This is a genomic window from Sulfitobacter profundi (assembly GCF_042661425.1).
Lineage (GTDB): Bacteria > Pseudomonadota > Alphaproteobacteria > Rhodobacterales > Rhodobacteraceae > Sulfitobacter > Sulfitobacter profundi.
Window position 1 is genome coordinate 1,155,387 of the sequence record NZ_JBHSWA010000001.1, and the last position, 19,347, is coordinate 1,174,733.

General features: G+C 62.7%; 23 protein-coding genes and 2 pseudogenes. 14 read left to right on the plus strand and 11 right to left on the minus strand.

Translation table 11 applies throughout. The features are described from left to right. Positions 1 to 10 precede the first annotated feature (10 nt). From smc to ACFQAU_RS06110, 7 genes are all read right to left on the minus strand, one after another. Positions 11 to 3,466 (minus strand): chromosome segregation protein SMC, encoded by a 3,456-nt coding sequence (gene smc, locus ACFQAU_RS06080; RefSeq protein ID WP_132443756.1) that lies wholly within the window; start codon positions 3,464 to 3,466, stop codon positions 11 to 13. Between the two features lie 238 nt (positions 3,467 to 3,704). Then, positions 3,705 to 3,842, minus strand: coding sequence for a hypothetical protein (locus tag ACFQAU_RS06085; protein ID WP_386281186.1), 138 nt, complete (start codon positions 3,840 to 3,842; stop codon positions 3,705 to 3,707). A gap of 246 nt (positions 3,843 to 4,088) precedes the next feature. Further along, entirely contained in the window at positions 4,089 to 4,649 is a 561-nt protein-coding gene (locus ACFQAU_RS06090; protein ID WP_120352287.1) for a F0F1 ATP synthase subunit B, read from the minus strand. A gap of 15 nt (positions 4,650 to 4,664) precedes the next feature. Further along, positions 4,665 to 5,222, minus strand: coding sequence for a F0F1 ATP synthase subunit B' (locus tag ACFQAU_RS06095; RefSeq protein ID WP_132443758.1), 558 nt, complete (start codon positions 5,220 to 5,222; stop codon positions 4,665 to 4,667). A gap of 90 nt (positions 5,223 to 5,312) precedes the next feature. Further along, the gene (locus ACFQAU_RS06100; RefSeq protein WP_007118046.1) at positions 5,313 to 5,537 is read right to left on the minus strand and encodes a F0F1 ATP synthase subunit C; all 225 of its coding nucleotides are present in this window, start codon (positions 5,535 to 5,537) and stop codon (positions 5,313 to 5,315) included. Between the two features lie 64 nt (positions 5,538 to 5,601). After that, positions 5,602 to 6,363 (minus strand): F0F1 ATP synthase subunit A, encoded by a 762-nt coding sequence (locus ACFQAU_RS06105; protein WP_067937983.1) that lies wholly within the window; start codon positions 6,361 to 6,363, stop codon positions 5,602 to 5,604. A 1-nt stretch (position 6,364) separates the two neighbouring features. Further along, entirely contained in the window at positions 6,365 to 6,715 is a 351-nt protein-coding gene (locus ACFQAU_RS06110) for an AtpZ/AtpI family protein (protein WP_067937324.1), read from the minus strand. 240 nt (positions 6,716 to 6,955) lie between these two features. Between ACFQAU_RS06110 and ACFQAU_RS06115 the strand changes: the two genes are divergently transcribed. Beyond that, on the plus strand, positions 6,956 to 7,312 hold the full coding sequence (locus tag ACFQAU_RS06115; RefSeq protein ID WP_067627198.1) for an ArsR/SmtB family transcription factor: 357 nt from the start codon (positions 6,956 to 6,958) through the stop codon (positions 7,310 to 7,312). Positions 7,313 to 7,508: 196 nt separating this feature from the next. Here ACFQAU_RS06115 and ACFQAU_RS06120 read toward each other — a convergent pair. Beyond that, positions 7,509 to 8,434 (minus strand): annotated as a pseudogene (locus tag ACFQAU_RS06120) (DMT family transporter). Next, positions 8,422 to 9,309: a LysR family transcriptional regulator gene (locus ACFQAU_RS06125; RefSeq protein ID WP_067627196.1), complete on the minus strand. Its 888-nt coding sequence runs from the start codon at positions 9,307 to 9,309 to the stop codon at positions 8,422 to 8,424. The pseudogene ACFQAU_RS06120 and the gene ACFQAU_RS06125 overlap by 13 nt, the downstream one beginning before the upstream one ends. Before the next feature lie 126 nt (positions 9,310 to 9,435). Between ACFQAU_RS06125 and ACFQAU_RS06130 the strand changes: the two genes are divergently transcribed. The 12 genes and pseudogenes from ACFQAU_RS06130 to rpmE all read left to right on the plus strand — a co-directional run bounded on the left by ACFQAU_RS06130 (position 9,436) and on the right by rpmE (position 16,553). Beyond that, complete coding sequence (locus tag ACFQAU_RS06130) at positions 9,436 to 10,020, plus strand: FMN-dependent NADH-azoreductase (protein ID WP_132443759.1); 585 nt, start codon at positions 9,436 to 9,438, stop codon at positions 10,018 to 10,020. A gap of 265 nt (positions 10,021 to 10,285) precedes the next feature. Beyond that, entirely contained in the window at positions 10,286 to 11,797 is a 1,512-nt protein-coding gene (ffh, locus tag ACFQAU_RS06135) for a signal recognition particle protein (RefSeq protein ID WP_120351901.1), read from the plus strand. Continuing rightward, positions 11,794 to 12,102, plus strand: a complete 309-nt coding sequence (locus tag ACFQAU_RS06140; protein WP_120351902.1) for a chorismate mutase — start codon at positions 11,794 to 11,796, stop codon at positions 12,100 to 12,102. Before ffh ends, ACFQAU_RS06140 begins: the two co-directional genes overlap by 4 nt. 48 nt (positions 12,103 to 12,150) lie before the next feature. After that, positions 12,151 to 12,537: a 30S ribosomal protein S16 gene (gene rpsP, locus ACFQAU_RS06145; RefSeq protein WP_067939640.1), complete on the plus strand. Its 387-nt coding sequence runs from the start codon at positions 12,151 to 12,153 to the stop codon at positions 12,535 to 12,537. Positions 12,538 to 12,553: 16 nt separating this feature from the next. Then, a complete protein-coding gene (gene bluB / locus ACFQAU_RS06150) occupies positions 12,554 to 13,183 on the plus strand; it encodes a 5,6-dimethylbenzimidazole synthase (protein WP_132443760.1) in 630 nt (209 codons plus the stop codon). After that, positions 13,183 to 13,332, plus strand: a complete 150-nt coding sequence (locus ACFQAU_RS06155) for a hypothetical protein (protein WP_162931880.1) — start codon at positions 13,183 to 13,185, stop codon at positions 13,330 to 13,332. The genes bluB and ACFQAU_RS06155 overlap by 1 nt, the downstream gene beginning before the upstream one ends. Next, entirely contained in the window at positions 13,329 to 13,856 is a 528-nt protein-coding gene (gene rimM / locus ACFQAU_RS06160) for a ribosome maturation factor RimM (RefSeq protein ID WP_132443761.1), read from the plus strand. The genes ACFQAU_RS06155 and rimM overlap by 4 nt, the downstream gene beginning before the upstream one ends. A 12-nt stretch (positions 13,857 to 13,868) precedes the next feature. Further along, positions 13,869 to 14,663 (plus strand): hypothetical protein, encoded by a 795-nt coding sequence (locus ACFQAU_RS06165; protein WP_386281207.1) that lies wholly within the window; start codon positions 13,869 to 13,871, stop codon positions 14,661 to 14,663. A 59-nt stretch (positions 14,664 to 14,722) separates the two neighbouring features. Then, positions 14,723 to 15,447: pseudogene (trmD, locus tag ACFQAU_RS06170) on the plus strand (tRNA (guanosine(37)-N1)-methyltransferase TrmD). A 68-nt stretch (positions 15,448 to 15,515) separates the two neighbouring features. Continuing rightward, entirely contained in the window at positions 15,516 to 15,677 is a 162-nt protein-coding gene (locus ACFQAU_RS06175) for a DUF1328 family protein (RefSeq protein ID WP_082849512.1), read from the plus strand. A 265-nt stretch (positions 15,678 to 15,942) separates the two neighbouring features. Then, positions 15,943 to 16,320, plus strand: a complete 378-nt coding sequence (gene rplS, locus ACFQAU_RS06180) for a 50S ribosomal protein L19 (protein WP_067627182.1) — start codon at positions 15,943 to 15,945, stop codon at positions 16,318 to 16,320. Between the two features lie 11 nt (positions 16,321 to 16,331). Continuing rightward, positions 16,332 to 16,553: a 50S ribosomal protein L31 gene (gene rpmE, locus ACFQAU_RS06185; RefSeq protein ID WP_067262252.1), complete on the plus strand. Its 222-nt coding sequence runs from the start codon at positions 16,332 to 16,334 to the stop codon at positions 16,551 to 16,553. Between the two features lie 178 nt (positions 16,554 to 16,731). Here the strand turns inward: rpmE and ACFQAU_RS06190 are convergent, their stop codons facing one another. After that, positions 16,732 to 17,415: a hypothetical protein gene (locus ACFQAU_RS06190; protein ID WP_132443764.1), complete on the minus strand. Its 684-nt coding sequence runs from the start codon at positions 17,413 to 17,415 to the stop codon at positions 16,732 to 16,734. 234 nt (positions 17,416 to 17,649) lie between these two features. On the opposite strand from ACFQAU_RS06190, the gene ACFQAU_RS06195 reads away from it, so the two are divergent. After that, on the plus strand, positions 17,650 to 18,459 hold the full coding sequence (locus ACFQAU_RS06195; RefSeq protein WP_067627180.1) for a division plane positioning ATPase MipZ: 810 nt from the start codon (positions 17,650 to 17,652) through the stop codon (positions 18,457 to 18,459). Between the two features lie 2 nt (positions 18,460 to 18,461). Here ACFQAU_RS06195 and ACFQAU_RS06200 read toward each other — a convergent pair whose 3' ends face one another. After that, positions 18,462 to 19,346, minus strand: coding sequence for a DMT family transporter (locus tag ACFQAU_RS06200; protein ID WP_132443765.1), 885 nt, complete (start codon positions 19,344 to 19,346; stop codon positions 18,462 to 18,464). Position 19,347: the final 1 nt, after the last annotated feature.

Below are 19,347 nucleotides of genomic sequence, written 5' to 3' on the forward strand. Positions count from 1 at the left end.
TCTCCCACCTTTACGCGACCAGGGTTTCCGCTTTCTTAAGATCGACAGAAACCAACTGGCTGACCCCCTGCTCCGCCATGGTCACCCCAAAGAGCCGGTCCATCCGAGCCATCGTCACCGCATGGTGCGTGATGATCAGGAACCGCGTATCGGTCTGACGGCACATCTCATCCAACAGATCGCAGAACCTGGTCACATTTGCGTCATCAAGCGGCGCGTCGACCTCGTCCAGCACACAGATCGGCGCCGGATTGGCCAAGAACACGGCAAAGATCAGCGCCATCGCGGTCAAGGTCTGCTCCCCGCCCGACAGCAGGCTCAGGGTGCTCAGCTTCTTGCCCGGCGGTTGGCACAGGATCTCCAACCCGGCTTCCAATGGATCATCGCTTTCGACCATCACGAGGTTCGCCTCGCCGCCACCAAAGAGGTGGGTAAACAGCATAGAGAAGTTCGCGTTCACCTGTTCAAAGGCCGTCAGCAGCCGCTCCCGCCCCTCGCGGTTGAGGCCCGCGATCCCGCTGCGCAGGGTCTTGATTGCCTCTTCCAAATCGGCCTTCTCGGTCAGCAGCGCGCCGTGCTCTTCGCGTATCTCTTTGGCGTCATCCTCGGCGCGCAGGTTCACCGCGCCCAAGGAATCCCGCTGCCTTTTGTAACGGTTTACGTCCTCTTCCAGCGCGTCCACGGGCGGGGTCTGATCCGCCTCGATGTCCAGCGCATCGCGCAGGGCCTCGGGCGTGACTTGCCGTTCGTCCTGAATACGGTCCGCCGCATGGGTCACCGTCTCACGCGCGGCATCGCTGCGCGCCTCGGCCCGGGCGCGGGCTTCCCGCGCGTCCGAGGCCTGCCGTTCCGCGTCGCGTTCGGCATCCGTCGCCGCCTTCAGCGCAGCTTCGGCGGCGGCCAGCGTGTCGGTCGCATGGGTGCGTCGCGTTTCGGCGGCAGTGATCGCACCTGACAATTCTTCCCGCTTCGCCGCGATTTCCGCCGGCACGGCACCCGCCTCGGCCAACTCCGCCTCGGAGGCGGCTTTGCGCTCGACCAATTCGGCGGTGCGCTTGCCCGCTGTCTCCAACCGGTGCCGCCAGCCGCTGACCTCTTTCGAGACCTCTTGCACCCGGCGTCTGCGGGCTTCGCCCTCGCGGCGCAATTCGTCATGGGCCGACCGGCGCGACATCATCGTGATCCGGGACGCTTCGACCGTCATGCGGATATCGTCGACAGTCGCACGGGCAGCGGCAAGATCGTCCAACCCCGCCAAGGTACGTTCGGCGTCCATCACTTCGGCCCGGGCGGTAATCGCGGCCTCCTCATGGCGCTTCACGGCAAGGCCAAGGGATTCCAGACGGCTTTGAGCAAGGTTGCGATCCGCCTCCGCCCGGCTCAGGGCGCGCCCCGCTTCGGCCACCTGTCGATCCGCGTCGCGCCGCGCTTCGCGGGCACGTTTGTCGGCCTCGGCCTGCTCGGCCAACTGCTGCTGCAGGGTTTCATGCGCGGCCCGTGCCGCATCGGCACGTTCGCTCACCTGTTCCAGCGCCTGTTTCAGAACTTCCAACCGGTTCAACTGCTGCAGGCGCAGGGCCGCAGCCGATGGCGCATCCTCGGCCATGGCTCGGAACCCGTCCCACCGCCAAAGATCACCCTCTGCCGAGACCAGCCGTTGCCCGGGCAGCAACTGCGCCTGAAGCCGCGCGCCCGCCTCAGGATCCACCAGCCCAATCTGGCTCATGCGGCGTTCCAGCACCTTCGGAACCGTGACATGCTGCGTCAGCGGCGTCGTCCCTTCGGGCAACGGCTGCGCCTCTGGGTAGCCCGGCAAGATCGACCAGCCGGAGGGCCGATCGGTAGCAACTTCTGGCGCGCGCAGGTCATCGGCCAAAGCCGCGCCGAGCGCCTTTTCAAACCCATGTTCGACCTGCAACCGGTCGAGGATCTGCCCGCCTTCCGCCGTGTCGCGTTCGACCAGCTTTGCCAGCGCGCCAACCTCTGCGCGCAGCGCATTGGCCTCGCCCTCGGCCTCGGACCGCTCTGCACGGGCATCGGCTTCGCGCGACTGCGTGTCGGCGCGGGTTTCTTCCGCAGCCAAAAGAGCCGCATCTGCCGCGGCTGAGGCACTAACGGCGCTCGCCTCGGCCTGCTGGGCCGCTGCGAAATCCACACCAGCTTTGTCGAGGGTCGCTTGGCTCTGAGCGACTGCATCGCGGGCCTTGCGGGCTTCGGCTTCCGACTTCTCCAGCGTTTTGCGGCTGTCCTGAAGCAGACGTTCGGCCGAGCTGTGCCGCGCCGCCAGACGGGCGACATCTTCGGTCTGCTGGGAAAGGTCCGCCTCGCGGGTCTGCAAGACTTCCGCCGCCTCGCGCGCGGCCTCTGCCGCCGCCTCAAGGGCGCTGTCGTGCCCCTCATCGGCTGTGGCAAGCTCGGACGCTTCCCTTTCGAGGCGCTCGATCGTTTCTTCCGCGTCGCGGTTCAGCCCGCCTTCCCGCTCGATATCGCGGGTCAACTGGGTGATGCGACTGGTCAGGGTGTCGATCAATGACGCGGCACGGGTTTCTTGATCGGCCAGCGTGTCGCGCTGTGTGGTCAGACGTTGCAGAATCGCGGTCGCAATCGCTTCTTCCTCGCGTAAGGCGGGCAAGGCGGCCTCGGCCTCCTCACGCCCTTCGGCCACGCGCCGCACCTGCGCTTCGGCCTCTGCCGTTGCGGCAACACGGGCGCGCAGGTCATCCTCGGCCTTGCCGCGCGCCTCGTCTGCTTCGCGCCAGCGGCGGTAGAGCAACAAGCCCTCGGCGCGGCGCAGTGCTTCGCCAATCTCGCGGTACTTCGCGGCCTGCCGCGCTTGCCGGGCCAGCGTGGCCAATTGAGCGGCCAATTGTTCAACCACATCATCAACACGCGCGAGGTTCTGTTCGGCCCCGTTAAGTTTCAATTCGGCCTCATGGCGGCGCTGGTAGAGCCCCGAGATCCCAGCGGCCTCTTCCAGAATGCGGCGGCGACTTTTCGGCTTGGCGTTGATCAGCTCTGCAATCTGCCCTTGCCGGACCAGCGCCGGGCTATGCGCCCCGGTGGAGGCATCGGCGAAGAGCATCTGCACATCCCGCGCCCGGACATCCTTGCCGTTCACCTTGTAGGCGCTGCCGACATCGCGGGTGATGCGGCGCACGATCTCAAGCGCGTCTTGTTCGTTAAAGCCCGCAGGCGCCAGCCGGTCGCTGTTGTCGAGATGCAGCGCCACTTCGGCAAAGTTACGCGCCGGGCGCGAGGCGGCCCCGGCAAAGATCACGTCTTCCATGCCGCCGCCCCGCATGGCGGTCGGGCGGTTTTCGCCCATGACCCACCGCAAGGCTTCGAGCAGGTTGGATTTGCCACAGCCGTTCGGCCCCACGACCCCGGTCAGCCCGTCTGAAATGACGAGGTCCGTCGGGTCCACGAAGCTTTTGAAGCCGGTTAATCTGAGTTTGGAAAAACGCAAGTTTGCCCTGCCGTGATTGATTCTTGCCTGAGCGGCGAACTTGCCGTTTGGCACGGGTCCGAGTCAATCAAAAGCCCCAAGGGACAGGGGGCGGTCGGCGGTTATCCACAAGATATTGTCGTCTCTCGGCCATTTCCGAGACTGGCCTCCGCCAGCCCCGCCGGATCGGCGCGTGTCGTCATTCTGACGCCGTCCAAGTCACAGCCCGGTGTTCCGCCTCAACCACAGCAAGCGCCCTCTAGTCGCAATCCAACACGCCAACGGCCAGCGCCTGATCGCCCAAGACCTCTTTCACCTCGCAGCCGCTCGCCTGTGCCATCGCACGCCCCGCCCGCCCGCGGATGGGGCCAAAGCGCGGCGCGTATTGGGTGTTCACCCGCACCGCTTCCGCCCGCTCCCCCGAATGCGCACATCGAACACCGAACCCTCCACGGTGATGCGTTGGGCCGGAAGGCCCCTGAAGTCCCGACTAGGCGCGGTACAAGCCGCAAGGCCGATCACCACCGCAATGATAAGAAGCAAACGCATGGTTTGAGCCTGTCGCGGTTGGGTTAATAAAAGCCTAACGCAAAGAAAAAGCCCCGGCGAAACCGGGGCTTTCAAAATTCGATGGGGCGCTGGCTTAGTGCAGCTTGGCTTCGACTTGGGCGATGCCATCGTCGATCAGCTTGTTACCCTGTGCAGCGGTCATCTGCTTGGCGATCACATCGCGCGCAGCGGCCACAGCGATCGTCACGGCTTGGTCGCGGACTTCCTTCACAGCGGCGGCCTCGGCCGAGCTGATCTGGTCCTTCGCGGCGGCCATGCGACGGTCAAGCGATTTGGCCATATCCGCCCGTGCCTGTTCGGCAGCAAGACGGGCATCTTCCTTGGCGGAAGACACGATGCGGTCCGCTTGATCCTGCACCTCTTTCTGCTTGCGCTCATAGGAGGCGAGCAAAGTTTGCGCTTCTTCACGCAGGGCGCGGGCTTCTTCCAGCTCGGTCTTGATGCCATCGGCACGTTTATCGAGCATGCCGATCAGCAGCGTCGGAACCTTGAAGTAGATCAGGATCCCGAGGAACAGCAGGAACGCCAGCAACACGATGAAATCGGTGTTGCGCAGCGAAAAGAAAGGCCCCGTGGCGGCAAGCGCTGGCGAAGCCGCAAGACCGGCGAGCAGGGTCGAAAGTGTCAGGCGCATGGATTTGGTCATGGCTTATCCTTTCATCCGCGCGTCGACGGCGGCATCAACGGTTGCAGCATCTGCCGTGCCACCAAGGGCAGCGACGAGCGCTTCTGCGGTGTCCTTGGCAACGGCTTGTACGTTGTCCATGGCGCCCGCGCGAATTTCGGCGATGGCTTTTTCCGATTCCGCCACTTGCGCGGAAATCTCGGCATCGGCCTTGGCCATTTCGGCATCCAAATCAGCCTGCATGTCCGCTTTGGCTTGGGCCACGATCTGCTGTGCCTCGGCACGGGCGTCGATCAGGGCCTTGTCATAGGCGGCTTCGGCTTCCTGTGCCTTGACTTTAAGGTCTTCGGCAGCCGCGATGTCATTGGTGATGGTCCCTTGGCGTTCAGCCAAAACCGCACCGATGCGAGGCAGAGCCACGCGCGACAGGATCAGGTAGGTGGCGATCAGCGCGAGGATCAGCCAGAAAATCTGGTTGCCCCAGTGATCGAAGTTCAGCTGCGGCATGCCCGGCGTTACGGCAGCATGGGTCGCAATGCCGGTCGCGTCGGCCAGCCCGTCGCTGGTTGTTACAGTTGCCATCGTGGCTTCTCCTTGGAAACTTTGCCGTTACAGCCGGGCAGACACGGCGATGCGCGCCTGCCCGCTCGTAAGGATTACAGTTCCGAGAGCTTAGACAGCGAACATCAGCAGCAGAGCGACGAGGAACGAGAAGATCCCCAGAGCTTCTGCAAACGCGATGCCGATGAACAGGGTCGCTGTCTGGCTTGCGGCTGCCGACGGGTTGCGCAGAGCGCCGGACAGGAAGTTGGCGGCAACGTTGCCGACACCCAGGGCTGCGATGCCCGTGCCGAGACCTGCAATGCCTGCGCCGATATGTGCGAGTTGACCTTCCATGGGGGTATCTCCTTACGATTGGAAGTTAAAACTTTGACGGGAAGCCCCGCCGTTGTTGGGGTTGTTAGTGTGCGGGGTGCAGCGCGTCCTTGAGGTACACGCATGTCAGGATGGTAAAGACATAGGCCTGGATAAAGGCCACCAGCACTTCGAGACCGTACATCGCGGTAATCGCGAGCACCGACACCGGAGAGATCACTGCGATGGCAGCGAAACCGGCGAAAACTTTGATAACCGCGTGGCCCGCCATGACGTTACCCGCCAGACGAATGGAGTGGCTAACCGGGCGCACGAAGTAGCTGATCAATTCGATGATCGCCAGCACCGGGCGCAGCGCCAGAGGGGCCGAAGACACCCAGAAGAGGCTCAGGAATGCCGCGCCGTTCTTGACGAAGCCCACGACGGTCACGGTGATGAACACGGCCAGCGCCAGCACCACGGTCACCGAGAAATGCGCGGTGGGGGTAAAGGCTGTCGGGATCAGACCAAGGAAGTTCGCCATGACGATGAACATGAACAGGGTCATGATATAGGGGAAGAACTTCAGCCCTTCTTTGCCGCAGATGTCTTCGACCATCTTGTGGATGAAGCCGTAAGCCAGTTCTGCAACCGATTGCATCCGGCCCGGAACGACCGAGCGGCGCGCGCTGCCCAGAACGAGCATCGCGAAGGTGGCCAGAACCGCCAGCGCCATCCAGAAGGTGGCGTTGGTGATGGTGTACCAAGCAACGGAAGCATCGTCGCTGAAAAGCGGCGATACGATGAACTGGTCCATCGGGTGGAATTCCAGACCGCCTGCTGCGGCACCGTCTATCTCTGTTGCCATCTCAGGCTCCCTCGTCCTTGCCCGAATGGGGCGTATCCTGTTCGGCCGGTTCGGCCTGTTGTTTGCTCTGGATTTCCTCAGCGGTGCGGAGCATCGTCTTCACCCCCGCCGCAAGGCCCAGCATTACAAATAGCACCATGAAAATGGGCAGCGTGCCAAAAAGCACATCAAGCCCGTATCCGATGCCGAAACCGATCCCAAGACCGGCCACAAGTTCGATCACCATCCGCCATGCCATATTGGCCTGAGAATAATGCTCATCCGCTCGGGGCTTGGGTGCGCCGCGTTGTTTCGCAGCCGCCAGTTTGGCCTCAAGCTGCTCCATCTGCTGCCGTTGGTCCGGGCTGGTCACACCAAAATCCCCTTAGGAATATCTGCTGCGGTGCTACTGTCAGGGCGGGTTAGAGTCAACAACCTTGGGCGTAGCAGGTTTTCGCGCCTTTACAGTAGGTTAGCCGGAGCGAGACGGTGGCACCCTTGAAACAGCGCAAGCAAATCCCAGTGAAACCGCGCCGGATGCTTATTCAACCCGGTGGTTAAGTTAGCCGCAATGGCCGCTTTCCCACCCCCGCGCCCCGCGCTATGCAGGCACATGACCCAAGACCTAGATCAGGTGTTTGCCGCCCTTGCGGACCCCACCCGCCGCGCCATCCTCGCGATGCTGCTGGAGGATGATATGGCCGTGACCGACGTGGCCGAGCCGTTCGAGATGTCGCTGGCCGCGATCTCGAAACATCTGGGCGTGCTGACGGCGGCAGGGCTGATCAGTCAGGAAAAGCGGGGCCGTGTGAAGTGGTGCAAACTGGAACCGGATGCCTTGCGGAATGCGTCGGTCTGGATGCAGGGGTTCGGGCAGTTTGAGCCGGTGAACCTTGATGCCTTCGAGCGATTTTTGGAAATCGAACTGCCTGAGACTGCGGAAGGCGTGACGCGCTCAGGGTCTGAGTAGAGTGAGAGTGATCCCCCCTTGCCACGAGGTAAATAAGACAAGGGGAGGATCAATCGACGGTCAGATGACGCCGAATGCAAAACGCAAAATAGCCAATACCACTACGATCAACCCGATCAGGTAAATAATACTACGCATGGTTGTGTCCTTCACTTTGATTTCACGCCCCAACGCGGGATCACGCGGTCCGGTTCCATCAAATCTGCATCTTTTTGAATTTTTGTGATTTTTCCGCGCTGTCGTCGCGGAGCAGCAGGTAAAGCGCCAGAATGGTCAGTAGGACGCCACCCCAAATCAGCCCGCCCGGCAGGGCATTGCCAAAACCCAACTCCCACAGGATCACCCAGCTTGGCGTAAGATAGGTATAGGCCATCACTTTCGCCGAGGGCAGCCGCAGCGCCGCGAATTGCAACAGAACCACCGTGGCCGCCGTGGCAAAGACCGCAACGTATAGGATAGTGATCCAGACCAAGGGCCGAAGCGCACCCCAGTCCGTCGCGCGGATATCCTGCCAGCCGTACAGCCCCAACAGCACCGTTCCCGCCAGCAAGGTGCCAAAGGTGAACATCACCGCGCTCTCGCCTCGGTTCAGCCGCCGCACCATGGGCGTATAAAGTGCGTGACTGATGCAGCCGACGAAATAGATCGCCTCCCCCGGCCGATGTCGAACGCCAACAGCGCCGCGAGGTCGCCGCGAAAGATCACCCACAGCGCCCCGGCCCCGCCGATCGTCAATGCCAGCGCCATGCGCGGCGTCATGATCTGCCGCACCAATGCCCATGCAAAGCCCGCCGCCATGACCGGGACAAGGGTAAAGACCGCCGCCGCAGCCACCGGCGGCGCGGTCTTCAGCCCTTCGAACATCAACACGAAATAGAGCGTAAAGAGCCCCGCCAACACGAAATAGCGCCAAGGTGCTGCAAAGCCTGCCCGCTTGATATCGCCCCGCCCCCACGCCAGCGCGCCGACCAATACCGCCGCCAAGGCGAACCGAACGGCATTGAGAGCCGTGGGCGTGATCTCATTCGCCACCTGCGCCCCGAGCGAGAATGACCCCGCCACCAGCGCCGAGAAACAGAGCATCGCCAGATGCCCCTGCGCCGAAGCGCTTATTCGGGACATGTGACCGCATCCTCGGCATGTTCCTTCAGGAACCGCAGCACCGCCTGCACCTTACTGGTCCGGTGCAGATCAACATGGGTGACCAACCACAGAGCACTGCTCCAATCCGGGCGCGGGGCATGAATCTCAACCAACTGCGGATCGTTGCGCCCCATGGCGGCGGGCAGCCCACCGATCCCCGCCCCGGCCCGCAAGGCGGCCTCCATCGCCGCGCCGCTGGTGCTGCGCCACGTCACGCTTTCCTCTGGCACCGTGGCCCAGAGCCACTTGTGATAGGGCGCGCGGCTATCGCGGTTATCGGCTGCGATGAAGCGGTGCTTGTGGTAGTCCTCCGGCCCCTGCGGAATGCCGAATTGCGCCACGTAATCCCGGCTCGCATAGGCCCCGACCGCCAGTTGGGCGTAGGGCTGCACCACATTGTCGGGCTGGTCCGGCGCGGCCCCGGCGCGGATGGCGACATGCGCCTCACCATACTCCAGCCGGAACAGGCGATCCCCGATTAGGTAACGCACGACCAACTCAGGGTTCTGGCGCTGAAATTCGCTTAGCAATGGCGCCAGTTGCGGGGCAAGGAAATCAAGCGACGTGATCACCAATTCGCCTGACACGTCACTGCCGCGCCCCTTGATCCGCCCGGCCAATTGGCTGAACTGATCATCCGTGGCCCGCGCCACCCGCAGCAGATCCTCGCCCGCCTCGGTCGCCGTATAGCCGCGCGCGTGACGCTGGAACAACTTCACGCCAAGCCGCCCCTCTAAGGCATCGATATGGCGGATAACGGTGGCATGATGCACGCCCAACACCTCTGCCGCGCCGCTGACGGTGCCAAGCTGCGCGACCTGATAGGCCGTCCTGATCTCATCCCAATTGTCCATGGTTCACCCTGCCTTCCTGACTTGTGCATTTACGAACATGGTCACGCTCATTCTGGCAGTTGCGTTCGGGAGCACAATGCCCAATTCCATGTCATCAGATTGACCCTTGGAACAAGGAGCCGCCAAATGGCCACCCTGCGTATCGAAACATCCGTGAACCGCGAGAACTCTGTCACCCGTAAGCTGACAGACCGCATCATCTCCACCCTCGGCGACAGTGACGTTGTTACCCGCGACATCGCCACCGAGCCCCTGCCGCTGATCGATTCCACGTGGGCCAGCGCCCGCGTGAAACCCGTCGATGAGCGCAGCACCTTGGATCAAGAAGCCCTCGCCCTCTCCGACGCGCTGGTCGCCGAAGTCCAAGCCGCCGACACCATCGTCATCAGCGCCCCGATCTACAACTTCACCATCCCCGCGTCTTTGAAAGCGTGGATTGACCTGATCGCCCGCGTCGGCGTGACCTTTAACTACACGGCAGAAGGCCCCGTCGGCTTGCTGGAAAACAAGCGCGTGATCGTCGCCTTCGCCTCTGGTGGCACCGGCATCGATTCCGCCGCCGATTTCGCCAGCGGCTATCTGCGCTTCGTGCTGGGTTTCTTGGGCATCACCGATGTGACCTTCGTCGCAGCGGACCAATTGGCCGTTGACGCCGAAGGCACCATCGCCCGCGCCAACGCCCAGATCGACGCGCTGCGCGACGCGGCCTAAGCAGCCTCGCGCTCAGAAACAGCCGCGTCCCATCACCGGGGCGCGGCTTTTGCATGGCGGTACTTTGCCGCCCGCCCTGCCCGGCTTGACTCGCGCCGCGCCAGCGCGTAAACGCCCCTCAATCTCCGGAAGCATTGCCTTCCGGTCCCGGCATGGCGTCGGGATCGCCCCCAGTCAGCGCGTTGCGCCCACTGGGGCATTTGTGCATTTTCGCGCGCGTCCTTAAGTAGGGGCAAGTGCAACCGACCCGAAAGGCCCTGTGCCCATGTTTGAAAATCTCAGCGAACGGCTCTCTGGTGTCTTTGACCGCCTGACCAAACAAGGCGCGCTCAGCGACGAAGATGTCAAAACCGCCCTGCGTGAAGTGCGCGTCGCCCTGCTGGAGGCTGACGTTTCGCTGCCCGTGGCGCGTGATTTTGTCAAAGCGGTGCAGGACAAGGCGACCGGCCAAGCGGTGACCAAATCGGTCACGCCCGGCCAGCAGGTCGTCAAGATCGTCCATGACGCGCTGATCGACGTGCTGAAAGGCGAAGGCGAGCCCGGCGCGCTGAAAATCGACAGCCCGCCCGCCCCGATCCTGATGGTCGGTCTGCAGGGCGGCGGTAAAACCACCTCCACCGCGAAGCTCGCCAAACGCTTGAAGGAGCGTGACGGCAAGCGTGTGCTGATGGCCTCGCTCGACGTGAACCGCCCCGCGGCGATGGAGCAGCTTGCCATCCTCGGCACGCAGATCGGCGTCGACACGCTGCCGATCGTCAAAGGCGAAAGCCCCGTGCAAATCGCCAAACGCGCCAAGACGCAGGCGGGTTTGGGCGGCTATGACGTCTATATGCTCGACACCGCAGGCCGCCTGTCCATCGACGAAGAGTTGATGCAGCAGGTCAAAGCCGTGCGCGACGTGGCCAATCCACGTGAAACATTGCTGGTCGTCGACGGCCTGACCGGCCAAGACGCCGTGCACACCGCTGAGAACTTTGACGAGCGTATCGGCATCACCGGTGTCGTCCTGACCCGGATGGACGGCGATGGCCGTGGCGGTGCGGCGCTCTCGATGCGTGCCGTGACGGGCAAGCCGATCAAATTCGTCGGTCTGGGCGAAAAGATGGACGCGCTCGAAACCTTCGAGCCTGAGCGCATCGCGGGCCGCATCCTTGGCATGGGCGATATCGTCGCGCTGGTCGAGAAGGCCCAAGAAACCATCGAGGCCGAACAGGCCGAGAAGATGATGAAGCGCATGGCCAAAGGTCAGTTCAACATGAACGACCTCAAGATGCAGCTTGAACAGATGATCAAGATGGGCGGCATGCAGGGCATGATGGGCATGATGCCCGGCATGGGGAAAATGGCGAAACAGGTCGAAGACGCTGGTTTTGACGATAAGATCCTCAAGCAGCAGATCGCCCTCATTCAGTCGATGACCAAGAAAGAGCGCGCCAACCCTGCCCTGCTGCAAGCCAGCCGCAAAAAGCGCATCGCACGCGGTGCCGGCATGGAGGTCTCTGACCTCAACAAGCTGATGAAGATGCACCGCCAGATGTCCGACATGATGAAAAAGATGGGCAAAATGGGCAAAGGCGGCATGCTCAAGCAGGCCATGAAAGGCATGATGGGCAAAGGCGGTATGCCCGGCGGCATGGACCCAAGCCAGATGGACCCCAAGGCACTCGAAGCGGCGGCCAAGCAGATGGGCGGCAAGCTGCCCGGCGGTCTGGGCGGCATGGGCGGCGGCGGCATGGGCCTGCCCGGCGGCCTCAGCGGTTTCGGGAAGAAGAAATGACCGACACCACCACAGATACCGCCAGCCGCGCCGCCGAGCTGTTGAAGGGGCACCGCGCCTCGATCGACCGGCTCGATGCGATCCTCGTCTATACCTTGGGCGAGCGGTTCAAACACACACAGGCCGTGGGGAAACTCAAGGCCACACACGACCTTCCCCCGTCCGATCCAGCCCGCGAAGCGGCCCAGATCGCACGGCTCGAAGATTTGGCGAAAGAGGCCGACCTCGACCCCGAATTCGCCAAGAAGTTCCTGAACTTCATCATCGCTGAAGTCATTCAGCACCATAAAAGCCACCAATCGTAAGGCGGGGGTCACCCCCACCCTGCACACCAACTCAAAGGACTACTCATCATGGCCATGAAAATTCGTCTCGCCCGCGGCGGCTCCAAAAAGCGCCCCTTCTACCGTATCGTTGCAGCCGACAGCCGCATGCCACGCGATGGCCGCTTCATCGAGAAGCTGGGCACATACAACCCGCTGCTGCCCAAAGACAGCGAAGACCGCGTGAAGATGGACGTTGAAAAGATCGAAGCATGGATCGCCAAAGGTGCCCAGCCGACCGAGCGTGTGACACGCATGCTGGAAGCCGCTGGCGTCCGCGAAAAGACCGAGCGTAACAACCCCAAGAAGGGCACACCGGGCAAGAAAGCCCAAGAGCGCGTTCAAGAGAAGGCTGACAAAGCCGCTGCCGCTGCTGAAGCCGCCAACGCACCTGCCGAAGAAGCTTCCGCAGAATAAGCTGCGAGCGCCCGGCATGGATGAATTCACTGAAGACTTCCGTGCCGGGCTGCACGACCTGATGCGGTGGCGGCGCGATGTGCGCCGCTTTCGCACAGACCCGCTGGACGAGGCACTGGTGCAAACCTGCCTCGGCAGCTTTACTTTCGCCCCTTCTGTGGGCCTGTCGGAACCATGGCGGATCATCCGCGTGCAATCTGACACCGCGCGCCAAGCCGCGCTTGAGAATTTCGAAACAGCCAATGCCCGCGCCCTTGCCGGATATGACGGTGACAAGGCCGCGCTCTATGCCGGGCTCAAGCTTTCGGGCATGAGCGACGCGCCGGAGCAATTGGCGATTTACTGTGATGAAAGCACCGACAAGGGCAGTGGCCTTGGTGCCGGGACAATGCCCGAGATGCGCCGCTATTCCGTGGTGGGTGGGATCAACTATTTGTGGCTCACCGCCCGCGCCCATGGCCTTGGGCTGGGCTGGGTTTCCGTGCTTGACCCTGCGCGGCTGAACCGTGATCTTGCCGTTCCAAAGGACTGGTCGCTGGTGGCCTATCTTTGTATGGGCTGGCCCGAGGACAACAGCCTGACGCCGGAACTGGAAACCAAGGGGTGGGAGGTGCGCGCCCCGCACCTGAAGGTCGAGGCCCGTTAATGAAAAAGCTACTGTTCCTTCTGTCCGTGCTCGTGCTCGGCTTTGTCCTTGGCATCCGCTACGATCGGCAGTTAATGCAGGACGAATGCAAAGCCGGGGCCGGAGAATGGACCGGGACGATCTGCGTGAATTCGGAGTTGTTGCAATGAGTGACCAAGACCTGATCTGTGTCGGTGCCATCGCGGGCGCCTACGGCGTGCGCGGCGAAGTGCGCGTGAAAAGCTACTGCGCCGTGCCCGCAGACATCGAGGGCTACCGCCCGCTGAGCACCGAGGATGGCAGCCGGACCTTCACCCTTGCTCTGCTGCACCCGGTCAAGAACGGCTTTGCCGCCCGCATCGCCGAGATCACCACCAAGGAAGAGGCCGACGATATGCGCGGTGTCTCGCTCTTTGCCGCGCGCGACCAACTTCCCGGTCTGCCGGATGATGAGTTCTACCACGCCGACCTCATCGGGCTTGAGGTCTATGACACTGGCGGCGCGCTGCTGGGCCGCGTGAAAACGGTGCAGAACCACGGGGCGGACGATCTGTTGGAACTGCAATTGGCGGGCACCTCGGCCACCACCTTCCTGCCCTTCACCAAGGCCGCCGTGCCGACCGTCGATCTTGCCTCGGGCCGGATCGTCGCCGACCCGCCCTTGGGCGTGCTGCCGGATGGCAAGGATGGCTGAGACCGGAGCCGGATGATGCCCCGCCGGATCATCCTGCATCCCGGCTTTCACAAGACCGGGACCAGTTCCCTTCAGGCCACATTGCGCGCGAACCGCAGCGTGCTGAGACCCCATGTCGCGCTGCGCCTGCGTTGGCAGATGAAAGACCTGCTGCATGCCACGCGCGGCTATTCCACATGGCGCGATCCGCTTACGCTGCTCAAGGCCGAACACCGCTTCGACGCCTTGCTCGACGCCCTGCCCCGGATGCCACGCCGGACGCTTATCCTCTCGGCTGAGGAACTGGCGGGCCATTTGCCGGGCCGGGGCGATCTGGCCGATTACAGCGCCGCGCCCGAGTTGTTGGACAGCTTCACCCGCAGCCTGCGCCAGCGCTTTCCTCGGGCAGAGATCATGGTCTACCTCTCGACCCGTGACCCGGCGGAGTGGATCGCTTCGGCCTATTGGGAACATGTCAAAGCCTCGTCGATGACGTTGGACCTTGCCGAGTTCACCGCCCGCTACGCCCCTGCGGCAGACTTGGACACGGTGGTCGAGACAATCACCCGCCGCCTGCCCTGCCCGGTGCATCACGCGCGGCTAGAGACGTGCCGCGACCTGCCGCTTGGCCCGGCAACCCCGCTGCTTGATCTGTGCGAGCTGCCGCCCGAGGTGATGGCGCAGTTGACGCTGCCACCGCCCGAGAACCGACGCTTGCCTGCGGATCTTCTGCAGGCTCTGCTTGACGCCAACCGCCAACACCCCGATGACCCTCAGGCGCGCCGCCGCGCCAAGACCGCCCTACTGACACAGGCAGGAACCGCATGAAACCCACCCGCTCTCATGGACGCCAAAGCGCACGGCCCAGCCTGAAACCCCGCGCATTGATGCAAGACGCGCCCGATTACGCCGATGTCTGGCAAGCCCGGATCGTGACCCTGTTTCCCGATCTCTTCCCCGGCGTGCTGGGGGCCAGCCTGACCGGCAAGGCCTTGCACGAAGGCCGCTGGCAGCTGCACACCCACGACCTGCGCGATTTTGGCATCGGCAAACACCGCAACGTCGACGACACCCCCGCGGGCGGCGGGGCGGGCATGGTGATGCGCGCCGATGTTGTCGGCCCGGCTCTGGCCCGCGCGCAAAGCCACGCTCATGGGCGCTGGCCGATCCTTTACATGTCGCCGCGCGGGCGGCGGTTCGATCAGGCCATGGCGCGCGATTTGGCAAGCTGCGCAGGGGTGACGATGCTCTGCGGGCGGTTTGAAGGGGTCGATGAGCGGGTGATTGAGCATTTCGGCATTACCGAGGTCAGCTTGGGCGATTTCGTCATGACGGGCGGCGAACTGGCAGCCCAAGCGATGATCGACGCCACCGTGCGCCTGCTGCCCGGCGTACTAGGCAATGCCGACAGCATCGAAGATGAAAGCCATGCCTCGGGACTTCTGGAACACCCGCAATACACCCGCCCCACCACATGGGAGGGGCGCGAAATCCCCCTGTGCTGATGTCGGGCAACCATGGCGAGATCGCAAAATGGCGGCAAGCGCAGGCCGAAGACCTGACCCGCAAACGCCGCCCCGACATGTGGGCCGCGTTTGAGGGCAAAGACTAAGCAAGCCACCCCTAGGGAACCCGCCCCCGCGCGGCGCGTTGATCCCCCATATTGGAGGGAGAAACCAAATGCTTGAACTGATTCTCATTCTGCTGATCGTCGCCGCTGTGGCGGCTCTCTTGGGCTTTGGTCGCGTGTCGGGGGCTGCGATGACCGGGGCAAAAGTGCTGATCGGCATCGTGCTGGTGCTTTTCCTGCTCGTTGTCTTGGGCGTGATTGCGCTGGCCTGACGCGCTGAGCTACAAAACTGGGGATCAAGGCGGCGAGAGCCCCTTGATCCTTTAGCGATTGCCCCCTATACCCCGCGCATCCGGAATCGCTTTGGCGGCTCCGGTGCTTTGCGTTTAGGCGCAAGCGAATAAAGCAATGACGATGATACCTCCGGCGGGGGCCCTTGTGATCGAGAATGATCCCGGCGCTGCCCGATAGAACCCGAAGCTCTGGGTCGCGACATAATTTCGTGGAATACCGCGAACATCATAGGAGATAGGTCAGATGAACCTGATCGCAGAGATCGAGGCGGAACAAGTCGCCGAACTGGGGAAAGAGATCCCCGACTTCCGTGCTGGTGATACCGTTCGCGTTGGCTTTAAAGTCACCGAAGGCACCCGCACCCGTGTGCAGAACTACGAAGGCGTCTGCATTTCGCGCAAGAACGGTCACGGCATCGCCGGGTCTTTCACCGTGCGCAAGATTTCCTTTGGCGAAGGCGTGGAACGTGTGTTCCCCCTGCATTCGACCAACATCGACAGCATCACCGTTGTACGCCGTGGCCGCGTGCGTCGCGCCAAGCTGTACTACCTGCGCAGCCGTCGCGGTAAATCCGCACGTATTGTCGAAAACGCCCACTACAAGCCCCGCGCGAACGCATAAAGGACTGGTCGATGAAAACCGATACACATCCCGAATACCACATCATCAACGTCAAGATGACCGACGGCACTGTTGTGGAAATGAAATCGACATGGGGCAAAGAAGGCGACCAACTGTCGCTCGACATCGACCCTTCCGTGCACCCCGCGTGGACCGGCGGCACTGGCCGCATCATGGACACCGGCGGCCGCGTGTCGAAGTTCAAGAACAAATATGCAGGTCTGGGCTTCTAAGCCTACCCTACATTGTGAATGCAAAGGCGCGGCCCCTATGGGTCGCGCCTTTTGCGTTTCGGGGTGATGGGGCCGGGACCGGGCGTATGTGGCAGGCGGTGCGGCGGTATTTTTAAAAGGATGAAAGGAGGGAGGGCTGCGCGTCGGTGGAGAACGGCGCCTGCATTGGCTGCCGGGGTTAGAGGCGGCGCTCTTGTAGGGCGGCTTGGGCGCCGTAGCCGTGCAGGTGCGAGAGCACCGCGCCGTAGGCAATCAGCAGGTAGGCGAGCAGTTCGGTGCCCTCTTGCACGGTGGTTTTGACTTGGGGGTCATAGGCGGCGCCCATGACGGCCTCCCACAAAGCGCCGGTGCCGAAGGTCCGCGAGAAAAAGAGCAGCAGCACCACGCCGATATAGACAAAGGTGGCAGAGCGGGTTTGCAGATGGTGCAGCATCGGCAGGAGCGTTGTCCCGCGATTGCGCCATGCGATGAAGCTGCCCACGGCCAGTGTCACGAGGGCGGGGTAAATCCAGAACCCGTGCTGGATACGGTCGAGCGCGGCGTCATATTCGCGCAGGAACATGCAGGCGAAGAGCGTGGCCACCAGTGTGAGGTACCCCCGCATGCCCACATGTTTGTAAGCGCCCAGCATGAAGATGGCAGCCGCAATAGCGAGGAAAGTATTGTGCAGATGTTCTGTCAGCGAGTCTTCGGAGACGCCATCGCCCAGAACGGCTGTATCAAGGTAAACCGTGACCGGCACCAGAGCCACCAGCAGGCAGACAAGCGCGAATTCCGCGATCACTGCGCCCAAAGACGGCAGCACGCTGCGCGCGGTCGTCGGTTTTGAACTGCTGGATGTGCCGGGGTTGTGATCTGCCATAAGGGGGCCTTGATTGAACGGTTACTTGGACCGCCAGTCAGGGCGGTAAGGCGCGGTGTTACACTGCGCCTTAGATGGTGAAAATAGGGCAAATCCCTCTGTTGTCCAAACGCGGCAGCGCTGCCACGGTCGGGCTGAACAAGCCGCCTCGCCACTTTCCAAAGCGGAGAACCCTACATATAGTGCGGCTCAACAATATCCTGCTTTGAAGGGCAGGCGCGAAGGGACAGCAGTATGGCGCATATAATCGTCGTCGGTAACGAAAAAGGCGGCGCGGGCAAATCGACCGTTTCCATGCATGTGGCGACGGCCTTGGCGCGCCTTGGCCATAAGGTCAGCGGGCTGGACCTCGACTTGCGGCAGCGGACCTTTGGCCGCTATATTGAGAACCGCCGCGATTTCATGCGCGAGTCCGGTCTGACGCTTGCCAGTCCGACGCTTTGCGAATTGCCGGATGTGGAGGCCAGCAGCCTGCGCCCCGGCGAGAACATGTATGACCACCGTATCAGCGCGGCTGTGGCGGAGTTAGAGCCGGACAATGATTTCATTCTGATCGACTGTCCCGGCTCTCATACCCGGTTGAGCCAGGTCGCGCATTCGCTGGCGGACACGCTGATCACCCCGCTTAACGACAGTTTCATCGACTTTGACCTGCTGGCCCATATCGATGCCAATGGGGAAAAGATCACCGGGCCATCGGTCTATTCCGAGATGGTTTGGAATGCGCGGCAGCTGCGCGCGCAGGCCGGGCTTTCGGCGATTGACTGGGTCGTGGTGCGCAACCGTCTGGGTGCGCAGCGGATGGTGAACAAAGAAAAGATGGAGCGGGCGATTGGCAATCTCAGCAAGCGGATCGGCTTTCGCACCGCACCGGGGTTCAATGAGCGGGTGATCTTTCGGGAGCTTTTTCCGCGCGGCCTAACGCTGCTGGACCTCAAAGATATCGGGGTGAAACAGCTCAATATCTCCAACATCGCTGCGCGTCAGGAACTGCGCGAATTGATCAAGGCGTTGGACCTGCCGGGCGTCACCCCCGACTTTTGAGGTTAGTGATGAGGCAGCGGCGGCACGACACGGCGGCGGCGTGACAGGGCAATGAGGTTCGACAGGAACAGCGCGCCCACGACGATGCCGCCGCCGATCAGCCCGTAGATGCCCGGATCTTCGCCCAGCACCGCCCAGACCAGCAGCGGGGCAAGCACGGATTCCAACAGGACCAACAGACCGACTTCCGCGCTTGAGATATAGCGCGGCCCGAGCGCGATGAGCCCCGCGCTGGCGGCCATAAAGACCGCGTAGAGCAGCATCTGCGGCAGTTCTGCGGCGGGCATTTGCAGGGGCTGCGCCACGGGCAGCAGCACCGCTCCGGCCAGCAGATAGGCCAGCGCAACCGCCGGCACCATCGACACCGCGCGTGCGTGACGCGCCGCAGTCAGCGCACCGGCAAAGATCGCCGAGATCGACAGCGCCAACAGGTCCCCCGCGCGAGAGGCATTTTCGGTCTCGCCCGAGCCAAAGGCGATCACGGCAAGCCCGGCCAGCACCGCCGCGATGGTAAAGAACATGCGTCGGCTGATCGGCTCACCCAAAAACACCTTGCTGTAGATCGCCGCGAAGACGGGCAATGAGGCGAGGATAAAGACCACATTCGCCACCGAAGTCAGGCGCACCGCCAGCACAAAGCCGACCCCGGCGCAGGCCACGCCGCCGACGTAAATCGCGCTGGCCCACCCCGCGCGGCGCAGGGCGCGGAAGGGCGCGGTGCCTTGGGCCAGTAGCAACCCTGTGCCAATCGCCAATCCCACGAGGGTCACCTTCCAGAACGCCAGCGTCAGCATCGGCGCGTCGATGACGCGCACGAAAAGCGCTTCGGGAACGATGCACATCACCCCGAAAAAGGTGAGCAGGAGGCCTTTGGTCTGATCTGTCATG